Source organism: Psychrobacter sp. T6-6 (assembly GCF_052258185.1).
GTDB lineage: Bacteria > Pseudomonadota > Gammaproteobacteria > Pseudomonadales > Moraxellaceae > Psychrobacter.
On the sequence record NZ_JBQQEX010000002.1, the window covers coordinates 155,630 to 177,073 of the forward strand.

Here is a 21,444-nt window from a genome sequence, read left to right on the forward strand (position 1 = left end):
CGATTTATTATCCTACCACAGCGCCCATCTGGAAGATTGGCAAATACATTGCAATGACTAATCCACCGACCAACACCCCTAACACTGCCATAATCATTGGTTCCATCAAACTGGTCAAACCGTCGACAGCATTGTCGACCTCATTCTCGTAATAGACGGCGACTTTATCTAGCATTTCTTCCAAGCTACCAGACTCTTCACCGATACCAACCATCTGAATGACCAGACTTGGAAACAAGTTGGTAGATCGTATGGAGAATTGCAGTTGCTGACCAGTAGATACGTCATTCTTGACCTGCTGCGTAGCATTGTAAAAAACAACATTGTTGGTTGCGCCAGCAGTAGAATCTAAAGCATCGATAAGTGGCACACCAGCAGCAAAAGTTGTAGATAACGTACGAGCGAAACGAGCGATAATTGCCTGATAGGCAATATTGCCAAAAATTGGTGCTTTTAAGACAGCACGGTCTAAAAAATCACGGAATTTTTTAGACCGTTTTTTTGCTTCTGAAAAACCAACAATTGCAGAACCAATGATAAGTATTAAAATGAACCACCATGATTGCATCCACTCGGACATACTAACAACCATTTGAGTAAACGCAGGTAGTTCTGCACCAAAGGAACTAAAAAGATCAGAGAATACGGGGACTACCTTTATTAAGAGAATCATAGTAACGATAATGGCAACTACGATAACGGCAATAGGATATTTCATTGCTTTTTTGATTTTTGCTTTTAATAGCTCACTTTTTTCTTTATAGGTAGCTACGCGCTCGAGCATGGTCTCGAGTGCACCGGATTGCTCACCTGATTCAACAAGCGAACAGAATAAGTCATCAAAGTAGCGAGGATGTTTGCGTAGAGCAGAAGCAAAGGTGCCACCCGCTTCAACATCCGTTTTAATTTGTAGTACTAGGTCTTTCATGCTTGGATTATCAAGTGAGTCAGCGACAATCTCGAAAGACTGAGTGAGTGGAACGCCTGCTTTCATCATCGTTGCTAGCTGACGAGCAAAGATAGCAATATCAATGGCTTTAATCGGTTTTTTGAAGGTATACAAGGGTTTTGGTTTTTTCTTGATACCTTTAACCGTGATACCCTGTTTGCGTAGGGTCGCTTTGGCTAATTCTAAGCTGCGACTGGTCGTTTCGCCCTTTACTTTCTGCCCGCGTCTGTTCGTACCCTCATAGGTAAAGTCCAACAACATATCGGTCTTAGCTTTTGCCATGTTACTACCCTCAAAATGATCCAGTATAGATATTACAAATGTATAGGAGGATGCCGAACGCGTAATATTGGCTAGGCATACTTTATTTTAGCGTAAAAAACCAGTGTTTATCTGTTTTATTTTTAATTACTAGCTACAAACTTATGAGAGACCGATATCAACACTTAAGTGTCTATTCAGAAGTAACCCGCATCATTTCTTGTATACTAGTGACACCTTGTAGGACTTTTAAAATACCCGAACGGCGTAGATCGCGGAAACCATTTTTGAGAGCAGCATCTTTAATATCTATGGCATTACCGTCTTCCATAATAATACGTGAGATATCAGGGCTTACCTTCATCACTTCGTAAATACCGACACGACCTTTATAACCTTCACGGCATTCATTGCAGCCTACTGGCTCATAAATAACATTATCTTGATTGTCTAAGTCGGCATCGGTAAAACCAATCTCTAACAGGCTTTGCCGCGGAATACTGATCGATTTTTTACAGTTTTTACATAGTCGCCGTGCCAAGCGCTGTGCAATGACTAGGTTGACCGAAGTCGCAATGTTAAAAGAAGCGACGCCCATATTACGTAAACGCGTCAATGTCTCAGGTGCAGAGTTAGTATGCAAAGTTGAAAGTACCATATGTCCAGTCTGAGCTGCTTTTATAGCAATCTCGGCAGTCTCTAAGTCACGAATCTCACCAACCATGACAATATCAGGATCTTGGCGTAAGAAAGACTTGAGCGCATTGGCGAAGGTTAAACCGACTTTAGGGTTGACGTTAACCTGGTTAATCCCTTCAAGGTTAATCTCGACAGGGTCTTCGGCAGTTGAAATATTGGTGGCGCCCGTATTTAAGATATTGATACCAGTGTAAAGTGATACCGTCTTACCAGAACCAGTAGGACCAGTGATGAGGAGCATGCCCTGGGGCTTGTGTAGTGCTTCTAAGAACATTTCTTGTTGATCAGGCTCATAGCCTAATGCGTCAATACCAAGCATTGCTGATGAAGGATCCAAGATACGCAAAACGATTTTTTCACCAAATAAGGTTGGTAAAGAGTTTACCCGGAAGTCGATCGCTTTATTTTTAGAGAGTTTGAGTTTAATGCGTCCATCTTGCGGTACTCTGCGTTCAGAGATATCCATCTGTGACATAACTTTCAAACGGGCTGCAATTTTATTGGCAAGTTGCACAGGTGGGTTTGCCATTTTTTGCATGACTCCGTCGACGCGAAAACGTACTCGAAAAGATTTCTCATAGGGTTCAAAATGTAAATCAGAAGCTCCCATACGTATAGCATCAACCAGCATTTTATTGACGAACTTTACGACAGGTGCTTCATCAACGCCATCGCTAAGCTTGGTTTCCCCATCATCCTTATCTTCATCGCCATCTTCAAAGCCAACGTTCAGATCACTATCAGAAAAGCTATCAAAGCTCTGCATCGTATCAGCGTAAACATCCTCAATTCGTTTCTTGAGTTTGTTTTCTTCAACAACGATGGTCTCAATCGACAAGCGAGAGTTAAAAGCGATGGCATCAATGGCATCAACACGAGTTGGGTCACTGAGTGCCACAAACAGGCGTTGACCTCGTTTGAATAGTGGCAGAGCATTAAACTTACGAACGATCTTTTCATCTACCAGATCTTTTGGAATAACATCAGTGCTTAGTGCATCTAGATCAAATAATGGGTCACCAAAAGCTTGCGATAGCATTTGGGCGAGGTGATAAGCATCAGCCAGTTTATTGTCTACAAGGTAAGGTACCAAACCTATTTGCTGTTGTTGCGATTCCATTTGCGCTGTTTTCATATTTGCTTCGCTAACAACACCATCACTGATGAGTTGCTGGGCTAGACCAGCATACTTACTGGTTGCAATAGACATTATGACCTCTCCTTAATACCAAATATTTTGCATACGTCTTCGGTACGTACGTACTAATTATTTACAATTTAAAATATTTGCGGTGATTGATACATTGTTTTCTCAGTAAATTTCTTTAACACTTTATGATCTTGCTTAATCTGTCATTCTTGGCATATTTACGTAAAGAGAAGCCAATAACGGCATTTAATATTGTTATGCTTAATAATATACGACTTTACTTTAGTTTGAAGGCTTTATATTAACAATCAAATCGTCATAGTATAAAAGTATGGCTGACAACCTTGACGCTTGCATGCAGTGATCAAAACGCTCAGCGCTTCTTGATAGAACCCTACTATAGCACTTGCGAATTATTTGTTATACTGGCGCGCATATTAGCCGAATTGGCATCAATACATGAGACAAGGTAAATGAGTATGCAAGCTTGGGTGATCGGTAATTGGAAGCAAAATCCAGCAACTAGCAATGATGTTAATGTGTTGTTAGATGAGTTGCTGTCTAAAATGGGCACCCAAAAACAAACCGGAACGACAACTTCTAATAGCCAATGTAAGTTAATGGTAGCACCAAGCTGTATTCATTTATCCGCGGTCAGCGAACGCTTAGCAAGCAGCACAATACTCAGTGCCGCTCAAGATATTAGCACCTATAGCGCGAATGTTGGCGCGTATACTGGTGACTGTTCAGCACAGCAAGTCGCCGATGCGGGTGCTACTTGGACAATACTTGGTCATTCGGAGCGTCGCCAATACCATAAAGAATCTCACGACTGCCTGTTGAACAAGTTATCTCATGCATTTTCGGAGAACTTAGGTGTGGTGTTTTGTATTGGGGAAACACAAGAGCAGTATGATGACCATCAAACACTGGATGTTATTGATAAACAGCTCTCAGTAATAAAAGACTTACTTATCCAGCAGCCAAATCTTATCTCGCTGCTCTCTGAGAAACTGATTATTGCTTACGAACCTGTATGGGCTATCGGTACGGGTAAAGTGCCGACGGTAGAGGAAGTCAGTAAGACGCATCAGTATATCAAGCAAGCTATTGCAGGCTTTGCTAGCACCATAGACAATATCACCGTGCTCTATGGTGGTAGTGTCAATGCCAGTAATGCTGAAAGCTTTGCTGCAGATCCTATGATTGATGGTGCTTTGGTTGGTGGTGCTTCATTAAAGGCAGAGAGCTTTTTAGCAATTGCGAATGCTTTTAATCAAGCTAATGCTCAATTAGATAAATAATTCCCATATATCAAGATTATAGCCTATAGAGACTATTAGGTGCTGTGGCTTTATCAGTGGGTAAAAGTAGGTTTAACAGTGCCCTTGCAATCGTGTACAATGCGCCTTATTTATAGAATCGACCCAGCATCATTAGATGCTACTCCCATTAACCCTAAGTTTTATTTTTCGTTATCAGTCGTCATTACGCGGCAAAAGAGGCCACCATGTTTACGTTTATATTAGCCCTGCATATTATTGTGGCCATTGCCATGATCGGCTTGATTTTGATACAGCATGGTAAAGGGGCAGATGCTGGGGCTTCTTTTGGTGCTGGCTCGTCAGGTACGGTGTTTGGCGCAGCAGGTACGGCCAATTTCTTGACGCGCGCGACAGCGGCACTAACCGTGGTGTTTTTTATTACGAGTATGACGCTTGCGGTTCATGCTCGTAAGCAGGCTGAAGATCAGTTCCGTTTGGACGCGCCAGTGTCAGTACCGCAAACACCGCGTCCGTTAACAGAAAACCCTGAATAAGTGTCTTTTGAGCAGGCAACGCTTGCTATTTTGGCACGTTAGATTTACAATGCTTTCCTGTTTTCGCAATGCCTATTTCTACCGATGCCTACCTTAAGCATTATTTACCGTAGATTAGATGCTAGAGAACAGCGTAGTAAAATGCGATTGTGGTGGAATTGGTAGACACGCCATCTTGAGGGGGTGGTGGCGCAAGCTGTGGGGGTTCAAGTCCCCCCAATCGCACCAAGTTTTATAGACGTAGCATATCGTCAGGTTAGATATTTTAGTAGAAAATACTTAATTTATAATTTATTTAAAATAAGTATTGACACTTCCATAAAGTATCCCTATAATATGCGTTCTAGATTGATGCGGGGTGGAGCAGTCTGGTAGCTCGTCGGGCTCATAACCCGAAGGTCGTTGGTTCAAATCCAGCCCCCGCTACCACTTTTTATACTGATGTTTTGTACACTAAATTTGTCAGTACCGATTAGCCCACCATTATGCTTGTGGGTTTTTTTGTATCTGAAGGTCGGTGTTATCGCGGTATCTATCCTACTTGTGCTAAGCTCTAGGTCAATAGAGTATGATGTTACTCGTCACTGGTCATCATCGGCCGCTACTGGCACGATGCTCCTTAAGCAACACTATCTTTTATTCCCCACGCTTTTATCGATAGTAGTGCTTTATGAATAATAAAAGCATTGTTTGGCTGAGCTTGACGTTTTTTATGCTCATCCCTATATAAAGGCACAACACATCTCATATGTTTGTGATTTATAATTATATAATGACCGTGACTCTTCTTACTAAACTAAAAAATTTATATAGACAGAAGAGCAAGACTTCAATACGGTTTACTAAGTACGACAGATAAGTGAATAGGAAAAGACAAAGAGATTATGAAGCTTTCGACTAAAGTTGCAGAACTGACTAATATTATCGCCCCTGCTGTGGCTGCTTGTGATGTGTCACTATGGGGTATCGAGTTTGCGCCCCAAGGTCGCCGCTCTTTACTGCGCATTTATATTGAGGCATTGCCAGAAGAGCAAGCCCAAGATAAGCATGTGACAATCGAAGACTGTGCAGCGGTGAATCATCAGGTTAGTGGTATTTTAGAGGTACATGACCCTATCGCTGGCGAATATATTTTAGAAGTGTCTTCACCAGGTTTTGATCGTGCGTTTTTCTCAGATGAGCAGATGCATGCGTATGTCGGTCAAACTGTGAGCTTGCGTCTGATTCAAGCCATTGGGACTGGTGATCAAAAACGTCGTAAAGCTACAGGTACTTTAGATAGTATTGATGAAAACTCTTTAAAACTGACATCAAGTGATGGTGAACAGTTTGAGATTGCACTAAGTAATATTGATAAAGCCAATTTAGTTTATGAAGATGCCTAAATTCATACTATAACGTAACTGCTAAGAACCATAAAGTGACCTATAAGAGAGTAGTGGTGTCATCTTTCAATAGTTTACGCGGCTTATAGTAACGATATAATAGCAACACCCAAATTATAAAATTTAAGTCAATTAAAAAATGATAGGACAGGTATAGCATGAGTCGTGAAATCTTAACGGTAGTAGAAACTGTCAGTAATGAAAAGGGCTTAAATCCTGAAGATATCTTTGAAGCAATAGAAGATGCTTTGGTGGTATCGACTAAGAAAAAAGTATATACCGAACAGCCAGAAGTAGAAGTACGCGTATCAATCGACCGTGCCACTGGCGACTACGATACTTATCGTTACTGGACCGTGGTTGCAGATGAAGACCATGAAATGCCAGCTTGTCAGCTTGCGATCACAGATCTAGACCAAGAAGAATGGTCAATTGGTGATATCAAAGAAGAGCAGATCGAATCGATCGAATTTGGCCGTATTGCGGCTACTCAAGCAAAACAGGTCATCATCCAAAAAATCCGTGAAGCTGAGCGCGCGCTTGTTGCTGATGCTTTTGAGCCACGTGTCGGTGAAATGATGTATGGCGAAGTCAAAAAACAGACACGTGATGGCTATATTATTGACTTGGGCGATAACGCCGAAGGCTATTTGTCACGCGATCAGATGTTGCCACGTGAGCAACTACGTGCCAAATCTCGTATCAACGCTATCTTATACCATGTGAACCGTGAAAACCGCGGTGCACAGCTATTATTATCTCGCACGCACCCAGAAATGCTATCAGCATTGATGCAAAAAGAAGTGCCTGAGATTGCAGAACAAATTATCGAAATTCGCAACGTTGCTCGTCTGCCGGGTACCCGTGCTAAAATAGCGGTTAAGACTAACGATCATCGTATTGATCCAGTGGGTGCTTGTATCGGTATGCGTGGTACACGTATTCAAGCGGTACAACAAGAATTGGATGGCGAGCGTATCGATGTTGTGGTCTGGTCAGATGATCCAGCCCAATTTATCATCAGCTCTTTAGAGCCTGCTGACGTTAGCAGTATTATTCTAGATGAAGATGCACAGACAGCAGACATTATCTTTAGTACCAATGATCAGCTAGCGCGCGCAATTGGCTCACAAGGTCAAAATGTACGTTTGGCTTCTGAATTGACTGGTTATAAGCTGAATATGATGCTCGAAGAAGAGTATAAACAGCGTCAAGAAAATGAATCAAAAGCGTTCATCGAGTTGTTTTATGAGCGCCTAGAAGTTGATCAAGACTTAGCACAGGCATTGGTCGATATCGGTTTTACCAGTATTGAAGAAGTGGCTTACGTACCTGTTGAGACCTTCTATGACATTGAAGGCTTAGATGATGAAGCCATTGATATGATTCAAGAACGTGCCAAAGAAGTTGTCATCGCAGACGAATTGGTCAAGCAACAGAACATGAAAGAGCCAAGTCAAGAGCTTCAAGAGCTTGAAGGTATGACAGTCAGCTGGGCTTATAAAATGGCACAAAAAGACATCATTACCGTTGATGACTTGGCAGAACAAGCCGTCTTCGACTTAGAAGACATCGAAGGATTAGACTCTGAAACTGCAGGAAAACTCATCATGAAAGCTCGGGAATCTTGGTTCGATGAATAAGCGGTAACTGCATATCGCTGTCTTTTGGTGATATGCTATTGAGAATAAAGTGCTAATACTTACATGTTGTAGGTACTGGCCTTAACCCAATCATTTGTAGCCAACAACTGAATTGAACATATAGCAAATAATAGACAGTAGGTGATAATAAATGGCAGATAAGACCGTCAAAGAACTGGCAGAAATGGTAGGCAAAACTACAAATGCTGTACAGCAGCAACTAGTAGATGCTGGCCTACCTGCTCGCGCAGAGGATGACCTAGTCACCGAGCTTGAGCAAGAGAAGCTAGTGACGTATTTAAAGCAAAGTCATGGTCAACAAGAAAAGCGCCGTATCAGTCTTAAATCTAAGACGACCAGTACCGCGCGTGTGACCGGCTCTTCAGGTAAGTCTAAGAGCGTCAATGTTGAAGTACGTAAAAAGAAAGTATTCGAGAAGCCTGACCCAGAGAAAATGGCTGAAGAATTGGCAGCCCGTGAACAGGCCTTAGCTGAGTCTCAAGAGCGCGCCGCTAAAGAGGCTGAAGAACGTGCAGCCACTAAGAAAAAAGCTGAAGAACGCCAAGCAGCCACATTAGCTGCAATGCGTGCAAGTCTAGGTTCTAGCAAAAAATCAGATGACAAGAACGATGATGTTTCTACATCAGTTGTTGTAAAAAAAGGTGGTAAAGCCACTGCTGAAGTTAAGCCGAAAGAGCAGCCGAAGAAAAAAGTGGCTGCAACCAAGCCTAAAGTAGAAACAGCTGCTGAGCGTAAAGCTCGCGAAACGCGTGAGAAAGAAGAAGCGCGTTTACGTGAAATCGAATTAGAAACCCGCCGTACTCAAGCTGAAGAAGCGCAAAAGCGTACGCTTGAGCAAATGCGTAAAATGGCCGGTAAATATACAGATCGCGAGCCAGTTACTGAAGTGCGTAAAGATGAACCATTGGCCGAAGGTTTGGTTGGTGATGCCCTAGAAGAATCATTTGAAAAAGAGCGTCGCGAAATCAAACGCGGTTCAAACAGTACTGGCACACGTGGCCGTCGTCGCAAAAATCAAGATGAGCGTGAAATTAAGAACCGTAAAAACGGTTTGCGTTCAACTCAGGCGTCACAGCACAAGTTTGAAAAACCAGTTGAAAAGATCGTCTACGATGTTGAGATTAGTGAGCAGATTTCAGTTGCTGATCTTGCGCAGCGTATGGCAGTTAAAGCTCGCGAAGTTACTAAATTGCTCATGAAAATGGGTGAAATGGCTCGTGAGTCAGACACGATTGACCAAGCTACAGCAAGTTTACTTGTTGAAGAGATGGGTCATAACCCCGTGCCAGTCAGCGATACAAAAGTTGAAGATGATCTACAGTACGCTGTTGATGAGCGCAGTAGTAACATTCAAACGCGTCCACCAGTAGTAACTATCATGGGTCACGTTGATCATGGTAAAACGTCATTGCTCGACAAAATTCGTGAAACGAAAGTTGCGAATGGTGAAGCGGGCGGTATCACTCAGCACATTGGTGCTTATCATGTAAATACCGATCGCGGCGTTATTACTTTCCTAGATACGCCGGGTCACGCCGCCTTTAGTGCTATGCGTTCACGTGGTGCTCAAGCGACTGATATCGTGGTACTTGTTGTTGCAGCTGATGATGGTATGATGCCGCAAACAGCAGAAGCTATTGATCATGCACGTGCTGCTGGTACGCCAATCATTGTTGCTATTAACAAAATGGATAAACCAGGTGCTGATCCTGACCGTGTTCTTAACGAGTTGACTACCAAAGAAGTTATCTCAGAAGAATGGGGTGGCGATACGCCGATGGCTCGTATCTCAGCCAAAACTGGCGAAGGTATAGAGGACTTATTAGAATTCATTAGCTTGCAAGCTGAGCTAATGGAACTAGAAGCGCCTCTAGACGGTGCTGCGCAGGGCGTTGTTATCGAATCAAGACTTGAAAAAGGTCGTGGTCCTGTTGTTAGCGTATTGGTCAAAAAGGGTACATTGAAGCAAGGCGATTTGGTCTTGGCTGGTGAGCACTATGGCAAGGTTCGTGCACTAACTGACGAGCATGGTCAGCGTATCAAATCAGCTGGTCCTTCTATTCCTGTAGAAATCCTAGGTCTACCTGAGACGCCTGCTGCTGGTAGCGAGTTCTTGGTGGTTACGGATGAGAAGAAAGCCCGCGAAGTTGCAGATTTCAGAACCAATCGTGAGCGTGAGCGTCAACTCGAACGTCAGAATGCTATGCGTTTAGAGAGTATGTTCGATCAGATGGGTCAAGGCGATGTGTCATTCTTGAACATTGTGCTAAAAACAGATGTACGTGGTTCACTTGAAGCATTATTAGCTGCCCTAAATGAGTTGTCTACTGAAGAAGTGAAAGTCAGAGTCATCAGCTCAGGTGTTGGTCCGATTTCTGAATCTGACGTAACGCTTGCAGAATCAAGCGAGGCGGTACTGTTAGGCTTCAACGTTCGTGCAGATGCGACAGCACGACGCAAAGCAGATACTGCTAATATGGATATTCGCTACTACAGCGTAATCTATGGTTTGATTGACGATGTAAAATCAGCAATGAGCGGTATGCTTGCTCCTGAACATCGTGAGAAAATCCTTGGTGTGGCAGACGTTCGTGAAGTATTCCGCTCTAGTAAATTCGGTGCGGCTGCTGGTTGTATGGTCGTTGAAGGTACAATCTACCGTAACAAACCTATCCGTGTACTACGTGACGACCAAGTTATCTTTACTGGTCAATTGCAGTCATTGCGTCGCTATAAAGAAGACGTCAATGAAGTACGTACTGGCATAGAATGTGGTCTAGCGGTTCGTGGCTATGATGTCGAAGCTGGTGACAAAATCGAAGTCTTTGAAATCCAAGAGTTCGCACGTACTATCTAAAGCCACTGTTCGATAGCAGAGTATTCAGCAATGCAATAGGCGACATTCGCTAAGCATGTCGAATACTCCGTAAATATCTAGCGGTACATAGGCCTAACAGGTACACCCTGCTAGGCCTTTTTTGACAAGTATTCGTACTAAATTGATTGATAAGTCTATTAATAAAAATAAGTATCATTAAAGTAAGGTAATAACATGAACCAACGTCTACAACGCTTGTCCGATCAGATTCAGCGTGAGCTTGCTGTTCTTATCCGTGATGAAGTCAATGATCCTCGTCTAACAGGTTTTGTCACAATCTCTAGTGTCAAAGTCAGCCCAGATCTAGGCTATGCTGATGTCTATGTCACCATCATGGAGCCTGAGCTCAACGATGCCATGACTAAGACCAATCATGAAGATAGTATCAAAGTGCTCAACAAAGCAGCAGGGTTTTTGCGTACTGAGCTGAGCCATAGCCTCAAGACACGTACTACCCCGCGTCTACGTTTTCATTATGATGAAGTGACAGCTCGTGGTAATTACATGATGGACTTGATCAGTAAAGCCGTCACTCAAACTGAGCAAAACGAGAATGATGAGTAAATTATAATTATGTCTATAGCGTCCAAACAAGTGGATAAAAAAACGAATAAAACGCCTGATAAAATAAAAGTGTCGGGTGTTATTTTGGTGGACAAACCTCATGGCATGACTTCACAGCAAGTCGTCTCTAAAGTGAAGTATTTGTTTAAGTCACCTATGCATGACAGCAAAAAAGCAGGTCATACAGGGACGCTTGATCCAATGGCAACAGGCTTATTACCCATTTGCTTGGGTGAAGCCACCAAGTTCAGTCATTATCAATTGGATGCCGATAAATCTTACCAAGCAACTATTCTGCTTGGTAGCCAAACGGATACTGGTGATACTGATGGACAAATCATCGAACAAGCCTCTATTCCAGAGTTTGACGAAGACTTATTAGCGAGTATCGCACAGCAATTTTTGGGTGCGCAGCAGCAAATACCACCAATGTATTCAGCACTGAAAAAAGATGGCAAAAAACTTTACGAATACGCCCGTGCTGGTATTGAGGTTGATAGGCCACCGAGAGATATTACCATTAAAGCGATCGATCTGAATGTGATTGATGATCAGCAGATCCGCTTAACAGTAACGTGTACTAAAGGTACGTATGTGCGTGTACTCGCGGAAGATATTGCAAAGGGTCTAGGTACGCTTGGGCATCTGACTGCTCTGCGCCGTACAAAGGTAGGTAAGTTTATTATTGATGAATCTATCGCCTTATCATCGTTAGAAGAGTGTCGTTTAGAAGAACGTCAGTCTTGGTTACTACCTATCGATGCCTGTATCAATATCGATGCTGAGCTAACGCTCACAGAAGAGCAGTGTGCTCGTGTACATATGGGCCAACGTTTGAATGTATTTGATGAGCTAAACGGAGAACTCAGGGACTACATTTCTAATAAGGTTTCTTATCAAATAACTAATGATAATGCTATTAGCACTAATGACGCTGATCTAGAAATCGATAAAGAAGGCGACGCTGACCTCGAGTCTTATCAGCCCTTAGCACATGAGATACCTGTTGATATACGTCTACTCAATGAACAAGGAGAGTTTCTTGGGTTGGGAGCTGTCAGTCTTAATGGGCGCTTACAACCAAAAAAACTTATCCAGCGCTAATACTGATATCACTTTGTATACAAACCATTAGCCAGAACTCATTCGCTTTACTAATAGTTTACACTAATCACATACCGTCACATTTTATTGCAGGTTTCACCTATGGTGAAACCTGTTTTTTTTGTACATTATATACACCAGCTAGGGAAAGCTGAGCAGAAAAATAAAACGAAAAAACCATAATAATAGAAAATAATAACTAAAATAAACAGCATTATAAAAACACGAACCAAAAGATTTTATAACAATAGACAATAAGAACGAACAATAACACAGCGCAATAATCAGCTGGATCATAAAATCAAAATAATTATAGAAAACAAATAACTATAGATAGTAAGGACTATTATGAAAACGATTGCTTTTCTACTACATAACAATTTTGAGCAAGCAGAGTACGAAGAAGTTAATAATAAACTAAAAGACAAAGGCTATAAGACGCTTCTTATCACTACCAACAAAGACAAAGAAGTTCAAGCCATGCAGCAGGACGTAGATAAAGGCGATACCTTTACGGCTGATATCTTTGCGAGAGAAGCGAACGTTGAAGATTACGACGCATTGGTATTACCAGGCGGTACAGTGAACGCAGACACAATACGTGGCAACGAAGAAGCTCATCGTATCATTAATGCTATCAATGATGCAGGTAAGCCATTGGCAGCAATATGTCATGCTCCTTGGGTACTTATTAATACAGGCATTGCAAAAGGCAAAACGCTTACTTCTTACCAATCATTGCAAACTGATTTAGAAAACGCAGGTGCTAATTACGTAGACAAAACAGTACAAATCGATGGCAATTTGATCAGTTCACGTAATCCGGATGATATTGGCAACTTTGCGGATGCGATCGATAAAGCATTGTCTTAATTTGGTCAAGGATCAATCTATTTCAACTATTTATAACTACAATTAAGGAAATACTATGTCAAACTCTAACCCAAACGATACCAAACTTGAGCAACAGCGTTCTGACTCAGCGAATGCTGCTCTTAAAAGCCAAACTGAAAATAATCATACTGAAGATAGCGATGCTGCAGCAGACCGTATTGCAGATAATCTAGAGAACGCTAAAGAACATAAGTAGTATATTTAATGCGTCATTCATATCTGAATGGCGCTGTTTTTTTGATACTCATTTAGTTATCAAACAAGTAGACATTAGCAATCACGAAATTTAAAAACAATAATTTAGGAGTTAATATGAGTAATTCAGTAGATAACATGGACGAGCAAGAAAAAGAAATTGCAAAGCTCTCAGAAGATATCAATCCTAGAGAAGATAAGACGCCTGATAGTTTGGCTGAGGCAACTACGGCACCACTCGAAGATGACGAGTTGGGCGGTAACGCTAAGGAAAACGACGTTAAGTAGCAAATGAATGGTAACTTTGCTAGATAGACGATTAGACTTACAAGTATTATTAAAAACTGCTGCTAGTTCAGCGGTTTTTTGTTATAATCATCCTCACATTTAAATTAGGTTCTAGACAGTACATTGTATCTTGCCCAGCACTAAAACTAGGTAGGAAGTCAATATGCAGGAGTTTAGGCTTATTAAATGATTGTTATCTGTAACTGAGCTTGTCGTACACTAGGTCAACTCTAGTAATGCAGGGTTGTCCTGAATGGCGTACAAGTTATTTTATTTATTATTCTATTGCTTTAAAGCCGACTTAAATTGTAGTCCGTTCTAAAGCTCTTAGCATTGCCGGAGATATTTATGCTAACTAATACCGATCGTGAACAAATCATCGCTCAATACCAACGTGGCGAAAATGACACTGGTTCTCCAGAAGTTCAAGTAGCTTTGTTGAGTGCTCGTATCAATGATTTGCAGAACCATTTCAAAGCACACAAAGCTGATCACCATAGCCGTCGTGGTCTTATCCGTATGGTTAACACACGTCGCAAATTGCTTGATTACCTAAAAGGTAAAGATCTTGGTCGTTACACGACTCTTATCAGCCAGTTGGGTCTACGTCGTTAACCTGACAGGTACATCACGAGGGGCCACCAAAACTAAAGACACCATTATATGGCACAATCTTGAAGTTTTCGTTAGACCATTCGGGACTTGTTTGTTGTTATCGATAATATAGATTTTTATAAAACGGTGTGGAATAGTTTCACGCCGTTTTTTTATGCTTATTCATTTTATAAGACAGGTTCAGATAATCTCGTAAATCATTAGGTAAGACGCGCAGTGTAGACAGCAGCTTTAGTAAAAACAGCACGAAATGTATATACGATCGAATTTTTTCTATTGATAGTCGCTGTGTTTTGCAATTAATTGGTCAATGGCTCCAAATCACTGTAAAATAATGCTTTGTGACTTTTACAACATATCTACTTCATACATGGCGATTATCTAAAAGTAGTAGTCTCTTAACTTATAAGTTGATTAACTGAGCAAATACCTGACAATTGATATCCGATAACTGTGAGTGCAAGAGTAACCTGTATGATTTTTAGCACCAAAGTCTTTTGACTTGACGCCTTTTTGATAGTATTTATAGTAAAGTCAAAATTGCACGACCGAATATATATGATAGTACGATGTCTAACACAGACAGATATAAGAGATAACCAATTAACGTTATTGGCAGTGATTGAGATGAGTTTTTAGAAAAAGAGTGTCAATCAGTAGTAGCCATATACATAGAATTTTAATGACAGATATCAGCTTATTAGGTTGCTGATATCACTTTTGTCGGTCAACATTAGGAAGATTATATGACAATGTTTAACACCATTAAGCGTGAATTTCAGTACGGTAACCAGCAAGTTGTTATCGAGACAGGCCGTATGGCTCGTCAAGCAAACTCTATTTTAGTACACATGGGTGGCGTAACAGTATTAGTTGCAGCAGTCGTAAAGTCAGAGGCTAAAGAGGGTCAAAACTTTTTTCCGCTCACCGTAAACTATCAAGAAAAAATGTATGCAGCGGGTAAAATTCCAGGTGCTTACGGCAAACGTGAAGGCCGTGCAAGCGAATTTGAAACTTTAACCTCGCGCTTGATTGACCGTCCGATTCGTCCGCTATTCCCAGAAGGCTACGTAAACGAAATCCAAATCACAGCGACTGTTGTATCATCAGATAAAACTCAGTCTGCAGATATCGCTGCACTAATCGGTGCTTCAGCGGCATTAGCTATCTCTGATGCGCCATTCAATGGTCCTGTTGCTGCTGCTCGTGTTGGCTTTATCAATGGTGAATACGTTCTAAACCCAACGTCTGAGCAGCTTGAGAGTAGTGATCTAGACTTGGTTGTCGCTGGTACGAAATCTGCGGTATTGATGGTTGAGTCTGAAGCAGCAGAGCTATCAGAAGACCAGATGCTAGGTGCGGTACTATATGGCCATCAGCAACAACAAATCGTTATTGATAATATCGCGTCAATGGCTGAAGAAATTGGTACTACTAAGCAGCAGTATTCTGCACCTGAGCGTGACCAGGCGCTTACTAGCAGCATGAAAGAGCAGTTCGGCGAGCAAGTTGCTGACGCTTATACCATTACTGATAAGCAAGCGCGTTACACTAAGCTTGACGAAATTAAGCAATCAATTATTGATGCACTTGCTGGTGATGCTGAGTCAGAAGGCTATGCTGATACCGTATCTGAGCTAAAAGAAATCTATAATGACCTTAAATATCGTACCGTTCGTGACAATATCTTGTCAGGTAAACCGCGTATCGATGGTCGTGATCCTGAGACAGTTCGGGCGCTTGACGTACAAGTTGGTGTGTTGCCATACACGCATGGTTCAGCACTGTTTACTCGCGGTGAGACGCAGGCATTGGTTACGACTACGCTCGGCAACAGCCGTGATGTCAATATGATTGACTCATTAGGTGGCACGATTCGTGACCATTTCATGCTGCATTACAACTTCCCGCATTTCTCAGTTGGTGAAACGGGCCGTGAAGGTATTCCAAAACGTCGTGAAATCGGTCATGGCCGCCTTGCACGTCGCGGTGTACAAGCAATGCTACCAGATAGCGAACGCTTCCCATATGTGATCCGTGTAGTATCAGAGATTACTGAATCTAATGGTTCATCTTCTATGGCGTCTGTTTGCGGCGCAAGCTTGGCATTGATGGACGCAGGCGTACCATTAAAAGCACCAGTTGCTGGTATCGCGATGGGTCTGGTTAAAGAAGGCGAGCGTTTTGCTGTCTTATCAGATATCTTGGGTGATGAAGATCATCTAGGCGATATGGACTTTAAAGTAGCTGGTTCTAAAGACGGTATCACAGCGTTACAGATGGATATCAAAATCGAAGGTATCACTCCTGACATCATGGAGCAGGCGCTTAAGCAAGCACATGCTGGTCGTATCCACATCTTGGACGCAATGAATCAAGTACTGCCTGAGAGCCGTACTGAAATCAACGCTCATGCACCGAACTACGCGGTTATCGAAATCAATCCAGATAAGATTCGTGATGTTATCGGTAAAGGCGGCGCAACTATCCGTCAGTTGACTGAAGAGACTGGCGCAGTTATCGACATTGATGATGCCGGTACTATTCGTATCTTTGGTGAAAACAAAGCAGCTACCAAAGCCGCTATTGGTAAAATTGAAGCATTAACTGCTGAAGTTGAAGTTGGTAAAACTTATGAAGGTACGGTTGCTCGTATCGTAGACTTTGGTGCATTTGTTAACGTATTACCAAACACCGATGGTCTAGTGCATATCTCACAAATCGCAGAAGAGCGCGTAGAAAATGTATCAGACTATCTAAAAGAAGGCCAAGTCGTTAAAGTACTCGTACAAGACGTTGACAACCGTGGTCGTATCAAACTTACTATGAAAGGTGTTGAGCAAAACTAAGGCTCAGTATTTGATGTAGTTTGACCCAAAAAAACCGCCTTGAGTACTCATAAAGAGTATTTCAAGGCGGTTTTTTTTATCTTTAAAAACGATAACTGAGCAATTCATAATCAGTTTATAAGTAACAGTCAGTTTATAAGTAATAGTCTGTTTATAAGCTGATGCTTTTTGGGACGTGCACATCGATACGTAGCTTTGGTAGGTCTTGTAAATAGGTAGTCAGTAATGGCAATGTATCAGTCTGCCAATCTAGAGGCAGAGAATTTGCTTCAGTACTTTGGTGAGTTGCAGTATCACGTGGATTATCAAAAATAAGTGGACGTGCCAATAGTGCAACTCTGCGTATGCCTTTATAACGTATGAGCGGCATCATCTGCTGTTGTAGATCAATCAAGGCAGTGGTGAACCAACGCGTACGCGCAGGATGGTATGGATGATTTGATACTACAAGGTTAGCGATATAGCTTGGCTGATTGCCATTACTACTGATACCCAGACCTGCTTGCTCACGCATGCGCTTATGCAGTAAGCAACTGCCAACATTTAAGCTACCATCACGGCAAGCACGATGATAGCGATGATAGTTATCAGGGTACAAGGTTTTGGCTCGTGCAAGGACAGGGTCCAAAAGAACGCCAGCGTTATTGACAGGTAATATGAGCAGTTGTGCTCTACTATTCAATATAGACGCATGCGTAAGTCGCAGGTTCGCCATCCTAAGCCTCTTTATCAGAAATGCTGTTTTTATTGTGGCTCTGTTTGACCAGCGCCATCTGCTTCTAGCTGTGCTATTTGCTGTTCGAGTAGGGCGATCTCTTCTGCTTTCATATCGGTGAGTTTTTTGCTCATGGCTAATTGCTCAGCAGCCAGCTTTTCTTGTTCAGCTAAGCGCTTACGCTCATCTTCTAAACGATCAATCTCTTCTTTTGCTAGGCTGTCAGTCTTTGGTATAGGCGCGTTTAAGATAGCGGCGGGGCTGGGTAGTTCAGTGCTTGCACTCCCATCTAAAATGACACTTTCATTCATGTCTTCGCTATCGTCAATGATAATATCGTGCTCATCATTGGTCATGTCTTTTGAATTTGAAGCGGCTTTAGCGGCCTCAGTTTGCTCAGCCATTGTTGGTGATTTGCTAATAGGTAAGACAGGATCTGGTTGAGGCTTTGCCCAAATAAAGTAAGCCACAGCGACAAGTAGTAACGCAAAAATAAGGGTAATCCAAACTCGTCGGCCAGCTTTTGCAGAGGTTGCTCTAGAAGACTTGGTAGATAAAGGACGCATTTGTTTACGGTTCATATTATGATCGATTTATGTCAAGACTATAAGTAGACATACTATAGCAAACTCAAAATAAAAAGCCTATCTATTGATAGATAGGCTTAATAGACCATGAAACAATGAGTGAGTAATACATAGGTACGCTGTTTGAAACAATTGCTGAGTAGTTAGCACTAAGCGACCAGTTTTCAACAATTAAGGTTTGAACTTTACGGTACCGCTAGTACCTGTAGTCATGGCATCACGAGTAAGCTTATCCTCCAAATGGTTTTTGGCACTGATCGCATCAGGATCAGGACGATGCTCCGAATGTCCACATTGGGTACACTCAATGTACTCATCTGGCGCTGGCGTGACAATATTGACTTGTACTACCGCGTCCATCTCCTGGCATTTTGGACAACGCACTCCTGCCAAAAATCGACGCTTGGGTTTAGATGACTGATAGCGCATTTAGATAACCTCGTGCGTCGTCTGGTCGTTTGTAGCGTCGATGTTCTTAGTATCGACAAAGCCATTGTGACGTAGTAGAGCATCAATACTGGCACTACGACCACGGAAGTTTTCAAAGTTGGTCTTGGCTGGGAAACTACCACCAACGGATAAGACAGACTCACGAAAAGCTTTACCAGTTGCTGGGTTAAAAATACCCTCTTCCTCAAACTTACTAAAAGCATCCGCTGATAATAGCTCTGCCCATTTATAAGAGTAATAACCCGCCGCATAACCACCCGCGAAGATATGACTGAAGCCATTAGCAAAACGGTTATAGTCAGGCGTCTGCATGATAGCGATATCGCTACGTACTGCATTGAGTGTTGCTAAGATACCATCGTAATCAAGGGCTGGGGTATGAGCGTGAATCAGTAAATCAAACAATGCAAACTCGATTTGACGCAGTGTCTGTAGACCGCTTTGGAAGTTTTTTACCGCCAATAGCGCATCCAATTTATCTTTAGGCAATGGCTCACCAGACTCGACATGGCTACTGATAAGCGCAATGCCTTCAGCATCCCACGCCCAGTTTTCCATAAACTGACTAGGCAGCTCGACGGCATCCCACTCGACACCATTGACACCTGCGACATCACCGACGGTAACTTGGGTCAATAAGTGATGCAGGCCGTGACCGAACTCGTGGAACAGAGTCAATACTTCATCATGGGTTAACAAGCTTGGTTTGCCATCAAGCGCTGGTGTGAAATTGCCTACCATGAAGCAGACAGGCAGTTGTGTGTGGTTTTGCTCTTCATAGCTATAGCGAGACTGAAAACCACTCATCCATGCCCCGCCACGCTTGCCACTGCGAGCAAATAAGTCGAAGTAAAAGCCGCCAATCAAGCGATCATCGGCATCAAACAGCTGATAAAAGCGCACATCATCGTGCCAGCGTGAGACAGAGGGAACATCAGTATCAGTATTATCAAAGTCTTGCTCTTGTACCGTAATACCGTATAGACGTTCAACAATAGCAAACAAACCACTAATTACTTTTGGCAATGGGAAATAAGGACGGATCTCTTCTTGCGATAAACTAAACGCGCTTTGCTTTACTTTTTCGGCGATATAAGCGCTATCCCACGGTTGTAATTCATCAATACCATAATCCTGCGCACATTTTTGTAGCTGTGCCAAATCAGCCTTGGCAGCTGGAGTCGCTTTGGCAGCCAAATCACGTAAGAAGGTTTCCACCTCCAAGACGCTATCTGCCATCTTGGTCGATAGGGATACTTCAGCATAGTTGTCAAAGCCCAATAATTTGGCCTTTTGCTCACGTAATGTCAAAATTTGACTCATGATGTCGGCATTATTTAGCGACTCACCTTTAGTATTGGTATGAGTATCAAACTCAGAAGCACGCGTGACGTAGGCGTGATACAGCGTCTCACGTAAGCTGCGATCATCAGCATGGGTCATAACTGCCAAATATACTGGGATATTTAGCGTTGCCACGTAATAAGGAGTAGGGAGCGCATCCACATCAGCTCGGCTGAGGTTATCGCTGTCAAGCTCACGTGCCTTATACTGCTCGCCTGCATCTGCCAATAGTGCCAACCCACTTTCTGTTAGACCCTTCAGCTGTGAGTCTGCTAGAGGCAATACAAATGCTTGGGTCGCATCTAAGATATGATCTGAGAATGTTGCAGACAAGGTAGATAGCTCACTTTGGATAGCAGCAAATTTTTCTTGCTCTACCTTAGGCAGTGCTACCCCTGATAGCTCAAAACTGCGCAGTGCCAGTTCGATCGCGCGCGTACGTGCAGGCTCAAGTGTCGCAAAGAAATCTGTGTCATTTACGATAGTCTGGTAACGACTAAAGAGCGTCTGATGCTGACCAACTCGCGTGCCATAAGCGGAGAGCTTGGGCAGTAGCTCATGATGGACATGACGAATCTCGTCGTTACTCATCACGCCATTGAGGTGTGACAAGATACCCCAGCTGCGATCTAGCGCCAGATTGATATGATCAAAACGCATGACGTCTGCCAATGCCTGTTCAGCACTTACGCTGGTAGCGTCCGTCACTGCCGAAAGGTTATCTAGAAAATTATTGGCTTCATCGATAGCATCAACGACTTGGTTCTGTAGTGTGTGCGGCGCGGCATCGGCAAAGTCGACAAGGCGCAAGTCTGAAGAAGGAATAGTCATAAAAGTATCCAATATTAATGGTTGTTATAGAGCAAACTGTCGTATCAGATCGCACTCGTTACGGTTTCAATCTGTAATGCACGGCTATTTTTATAGTCTACGATTTATAGATAAGTTATATAAAAGATGGGTTCGTTTCATAAAAATACAACCTGAGTGTGCACAAACTGAGCGCGCGCTCAATGTATGAGTACATGATATGG

At 42.5% G+C, this 21,444-nt stretch carries 18 protein-coding genes and 2 tRNA genes; 14 read left to right on the top strand and 6 right to left on the bottom strand.

The features are described from left to right. Nucleotides 1–7: 7 nt before the first annotated feature. Together ACTXGL_RS03870 and pilB are read right to left on the bottom strand one after the other, a co-directional pair. The gene (locus ACTXGL_RS03870; RefSeq protein ID WP_443525004.1) at nt 8–1,231 is read right to left on the bottom strand and encodes a type II secretion system F family protein; all 1,224 of its coding nucleotides are present in this window, start codon (nt 1,229–1,231) and stop codon (nt 8–10) included. Between the two features lie 172 nt (nt 1,232–1,403). After that, complete coding sequence (gene pilB / locus ACTXGL_RS03875; RefSeq protein ID WP_443525006.1) at nt 1,404–3,119, bottom strand: type IV-A pilus assembly ATPase PilB; 1,716 nt, start codon at nt 3,117–3,119, stop codon at nt 1,404–1,406. A 419-nt stretch (nt 3,120–3,538) separates the two neighbouring features. Between pilB and tpiA the strand changes: the two genes are divergently transcribed. From tpiA to pnp, 14 genes are all read left to right on the top strand, one after another. Further along, nucleotides 3,539–4,363: a triose-phosphate isomerase gene (tpiA, locus tag ACTXGL_RS03880; RefSeq protein WP_443525007.1), complete on the top strand. Its 825-nt coding sequence runs from the start codon at nt 3,539–3,541 to the stop codon at nt 4,361–4,363. 206 nt (nt 4,364–4,569) lie between these two features. Further along, nucleotides 4,570–4,878, top strand: coding sequence for a preprotein translocase subunit SecG (secG, locus tag ACTXGL_RS03885; protein WP_319050749.1), 309 nt, complete (start codon nt 4,570–4,572; stop codon nt 4,876–4,878). A 143-nt stretch (nt 4,879–5,021) separates the two neighbouring features. Then, a tRNA-Leu gene (locus ACTXGL_RS03890) sits at nt 5,022–5,106 on the top strand. A gap of 124 nt (nt 5,107–5,230) precedes the next feature. Then, nucleotides 5,231–5,307 (top strand) — tRNA-Met (locus ACTXGL_RS03895). Nucleotides 5,308–5,762: 455 nt separating this feature from the next. After that, complete coding sequence (gene rimP, locus ACTXGL_RS03900) at nt 5,763–6,263, top strand: ribosome maturation factor RimP (RefSeq protein ID WP_443525010.1); 501 nt, start codon at nt 5,763–5,765, stop codon at nt 6,261–6,263. A 158-nt stretch (nt 6,264–6,421) separates the two neighbouring features. After that, a complete protein-coding gene (gene nusA, locus ACTXGL_RS03905; RefSeq protein WP_319050747.1) occupies nt 6,422–7,906 on the top strand; it encodes a transcription termination factor NusA in 1,485 nt (494 codons plus the stop codon). A gap of 151 nt (nt 7,907–8,057) precedes the next feature. Next, nucleotides 8,058–10,784, top strand: coding sequence for a translation initiation factor IF-2 (gene infB, locus ACTXGL_RS03910; RefSeq protein ID WP_319050746.1), 2,727 nt, complete (start codon nt 8,058–8,060; stop codon nt 10,782–10,784). A 195-nt stretch (nt 10,785–10,979) separates the two neighbouring features. Continuing rightward, nucleotides 10,980–11,369, top strand: coding sequence for a ribosome-binding factor A (locus ACTXGL_RS03915; protein WP_319050745.1), 390 nt, complete (start codon nt 10,980–10,982; stop codon nt 11,367–11,369). 9 nt (nt 11,370–11,378) lie between these two features. Then, complete coding sequence (gene truB, locus ACTXGL_RS03920; protein WP_443525013.1) at nt 11,379–12,473, top strand: tRNA pseudouridine(55) synthase TruB; 1,095 nt, start codon at nt 11,379–11,381, stop codon at nt 12,471–12,473. Between the two features lie 348 nt (nt 12,474–12,821). Next, entirely contained in the window at nt 12,822–13,346 is a 525-nt protein-coding gene (locus ACTXGL_RS03925) for a type 1 glutamine amidotransferase domain-containing protein (RefSeq protein ID WP_443525015.1), read from the top strand. Nucleotides 13,347–13,401: 55 nt separating this feature from the next. Then, on the top strand, nt 13,402–13,563 hold the full coding sequence (locus ACTXGL_RS03930; RefSeq protein WP_443525017.1) for a hypothetical protein: 162 nt from the start codon (nt 13,402–13,404) through the stop codon (nt 13,561–13,563). Nucleotides 13,564–13,679: 116 nt separating this feature from the next. Then, nucleotides 13,680–13,850 carry a hypothetical protein gene (locus ACTXGL_RS03935; RefSeq protein ID WP_443525019.1) on the top strand — a complete coding sequence of 57 codons (171 nt, stop codon included), beginning with the start codon at nt 13,680–13,682 and terminating at the stop codon, nt 13,848–13,850. Between the two features lie 348 nt (nt 13,851–14,198). Next, nucleotides 14,199–14,465, top strand: a complete 267-nt coding sequence (gene rpsO, locus ACTXGL_RS03940) for a 30S ribosomal protein S15 (protein ID WP_045443035.1) — start codon at nt 14,199–14,201, stop codon at nt 14,463–14,465. Nucleotides 14,466–15,211: 746 nt separating this feature from the next. Continuing rightward, nucleotides 15,212–17,314, top strand: a complete 2,103-nt coding sequence (pnp, locus tag ACTXGL_RS03945) for a polyribonucleotide nucleotidyltransferase (protein WP_443525021.1) — start codon at nt 15,212–15,214, stop codon at nt 17,312–17,314. Between the two features lie 151 nt (nt 17,315–17,465). Here pnp and ACTXGL_RS03950 read toward each other — a convergent pair whose 3' ends face one another. From ACTXGL_RS03950 to ACTXGL_RS03965, 4 genes are all read right to left on the bottom strand, one after another. Next, nucleotides 17,466–18,029: a hypothetical protein gene (locus ACTXGL_RS03950; protein WP_443525022.1), complete on the bottom strand. Its 564-nt coding sequence runs from the start codon at nt 18,027–18,029 to the stop codon at nt 17,466–17,468. A 29-nt stretch (nt 18,030–18,058) separates the two neighbouring features. Next, nucleotides 18,059–18,610, bottom strand: a complete 552-nt coding sequence (locus ACTXGL_RS03955) for a hypothetical protein (protein ID WP_443525024.1) — start codon at nt 18,608–18,610, stop codon at nt 18,059–18,061. Between the two features lie 177 nt (nt 18,611–18,787). After that, nucleotides 18,788–19,045 carry a YheV family putative zinc ribbon protein gene (locus tag ACTXGL_RS03960; RefSeq protein WP_443525026.1) on the bottom strand — a complete coding sequence of 86 codons (258 nt, stop codon included), beginning with the start codon at nt 19,043–19,045 and terminating at the stop codon, nt 18,788–18,790. Next, nucleotides 19,046–21,241, bottom strand: coding sequence for a M3 family metallopeptidase (locus ACTXGL_RS03965; protein WP_443525028.1), 2,196 nt, complete (start codon nt 21,239–21,241; stop codon nt 19,046–19,048). Nucleotides 21,242–21,444: the final 203 nt, after the last annotated feature.

Bases quoted from the DNA above. Each gene is read 5' to 3' on its own strand.
- ACTXGL_RS03870 (WP_443525004.1), bottom strand. From the start codon at position 1,231: ATGGCAAAAGCTAAGACCGATATGTTGTTGGACTTTACCTATGAGGGT.
- pilB (WP_443525006.1), bottom strand. From the start codon at position 3,119: ATGTCTATTGCAACCAGTAAGTATGCTGGTCTAGCCCAGCAACTCATC.
- tpiA (WP_443525007.1), top strand. From the start codon at position 3,539: ATGCAAGCTTGGGTGATCGGTAATTGGAAGCAAAATCCAGCAACTAGC.
- secG (WP_319050749.1), top strand. From the start codon at position 4,570: ATGTTTACGTTTATATTAGCCCTGCATATTATTGTGGCCATTGCCATG.
- rimP (WP_443525010.1), top strand. From the start codon at position 5,763: ATGAAGCTTTCGACTAAAGTTGCAGAACTGACTAATATTATCGCCCCT.
- nusA (WP_319050747.1), top strand. From the start codon at position 6,422: ATGAGTCGTGAAATCTTAACGGTAGTAGAAACTGTCAGTAATGAAAAG.
- infB (WP_319050746.1), top strand. From the start codon at position 8,058: ATGGCAGATAAGACCGTCAAAGAACTGGCAGAAATGGTAGGCAAAACT.
- ACTXGL_RS03915 (WP_319050745.1), top strand. From the start codon at position 10,980: ATGAACCAACGTCTACAACGCTTGTCCGATCAGATTCAGCGTGAGCTT.
- truB (WP_443525013.1), top strand. From the start codon at position 11,379: ATGTCTATAGCGTCCAAACAAGTGGATAAAAAAACGAATAAAACGCCT.
- ACTXGL_RS03925 (WP_443525015.1), top strand. From the start codon at position 12,822: ATGAAAACGATTGCTTTTCTACTACATAACAATTTTGAGCAAGCAGAG.
- ACTXGL_RS03930 (WP_443525017.1), top strand. From the start codon at position 13,402: ATGTCAAACTCTAACCCAAACGATACCAAACTTGAGCAACAGCGTTCT.
- ACTXGL_RS03935 (WP_443525019.1), top strand. From the start codon at position 13,680: ATGAGTAATTCAGTAGATAACATGGACGAGCAAGAAAAAGAAATTGCA.
- rpsO (WP_045443035.1), top strand. From the start codon at position 14,199: ATGCTAACTAATACCGATCGTGAACAAATCATCGCTCAATACCAACGT.
- pnp (WP_443525021.1), top strand. From the start codon at position 15,212: ATGACAATGTTTAACACCATTAAGCGTGAATTTCAGTACGGTAACCAG.
- ACTXGL_RS03950 (WP_443525022.1), bottom strand. From the start codon at position 18,029: ATGGCGAACCTGCGACTTACGCATGCGTCTATATTGAATAGTAGAGCA.
- ACTXGL_RS03955 (WP_443525024.1), bottom strand. From the start codon at position 18,610: ATGAACCGTAAACAAATGCGTCCTTTATCTACCAAGTCTTCTAGAGCA.
- ACTXGL_RS03960 (WP_443525026.1), bottom strand. From the start codon at position 19,045: ATGCGCTATCAGTCATCTAAACCCAAGCGTCGATTTTTGGCAGGAGTG.
- ACTXGL_RS03965 (WP_443525028.1), bottom strand. From the start codon at position 21,241: ATGACTATTCCTTCTTCAGACTTGCGCCTTGTCGACTTTGCCGATGCC.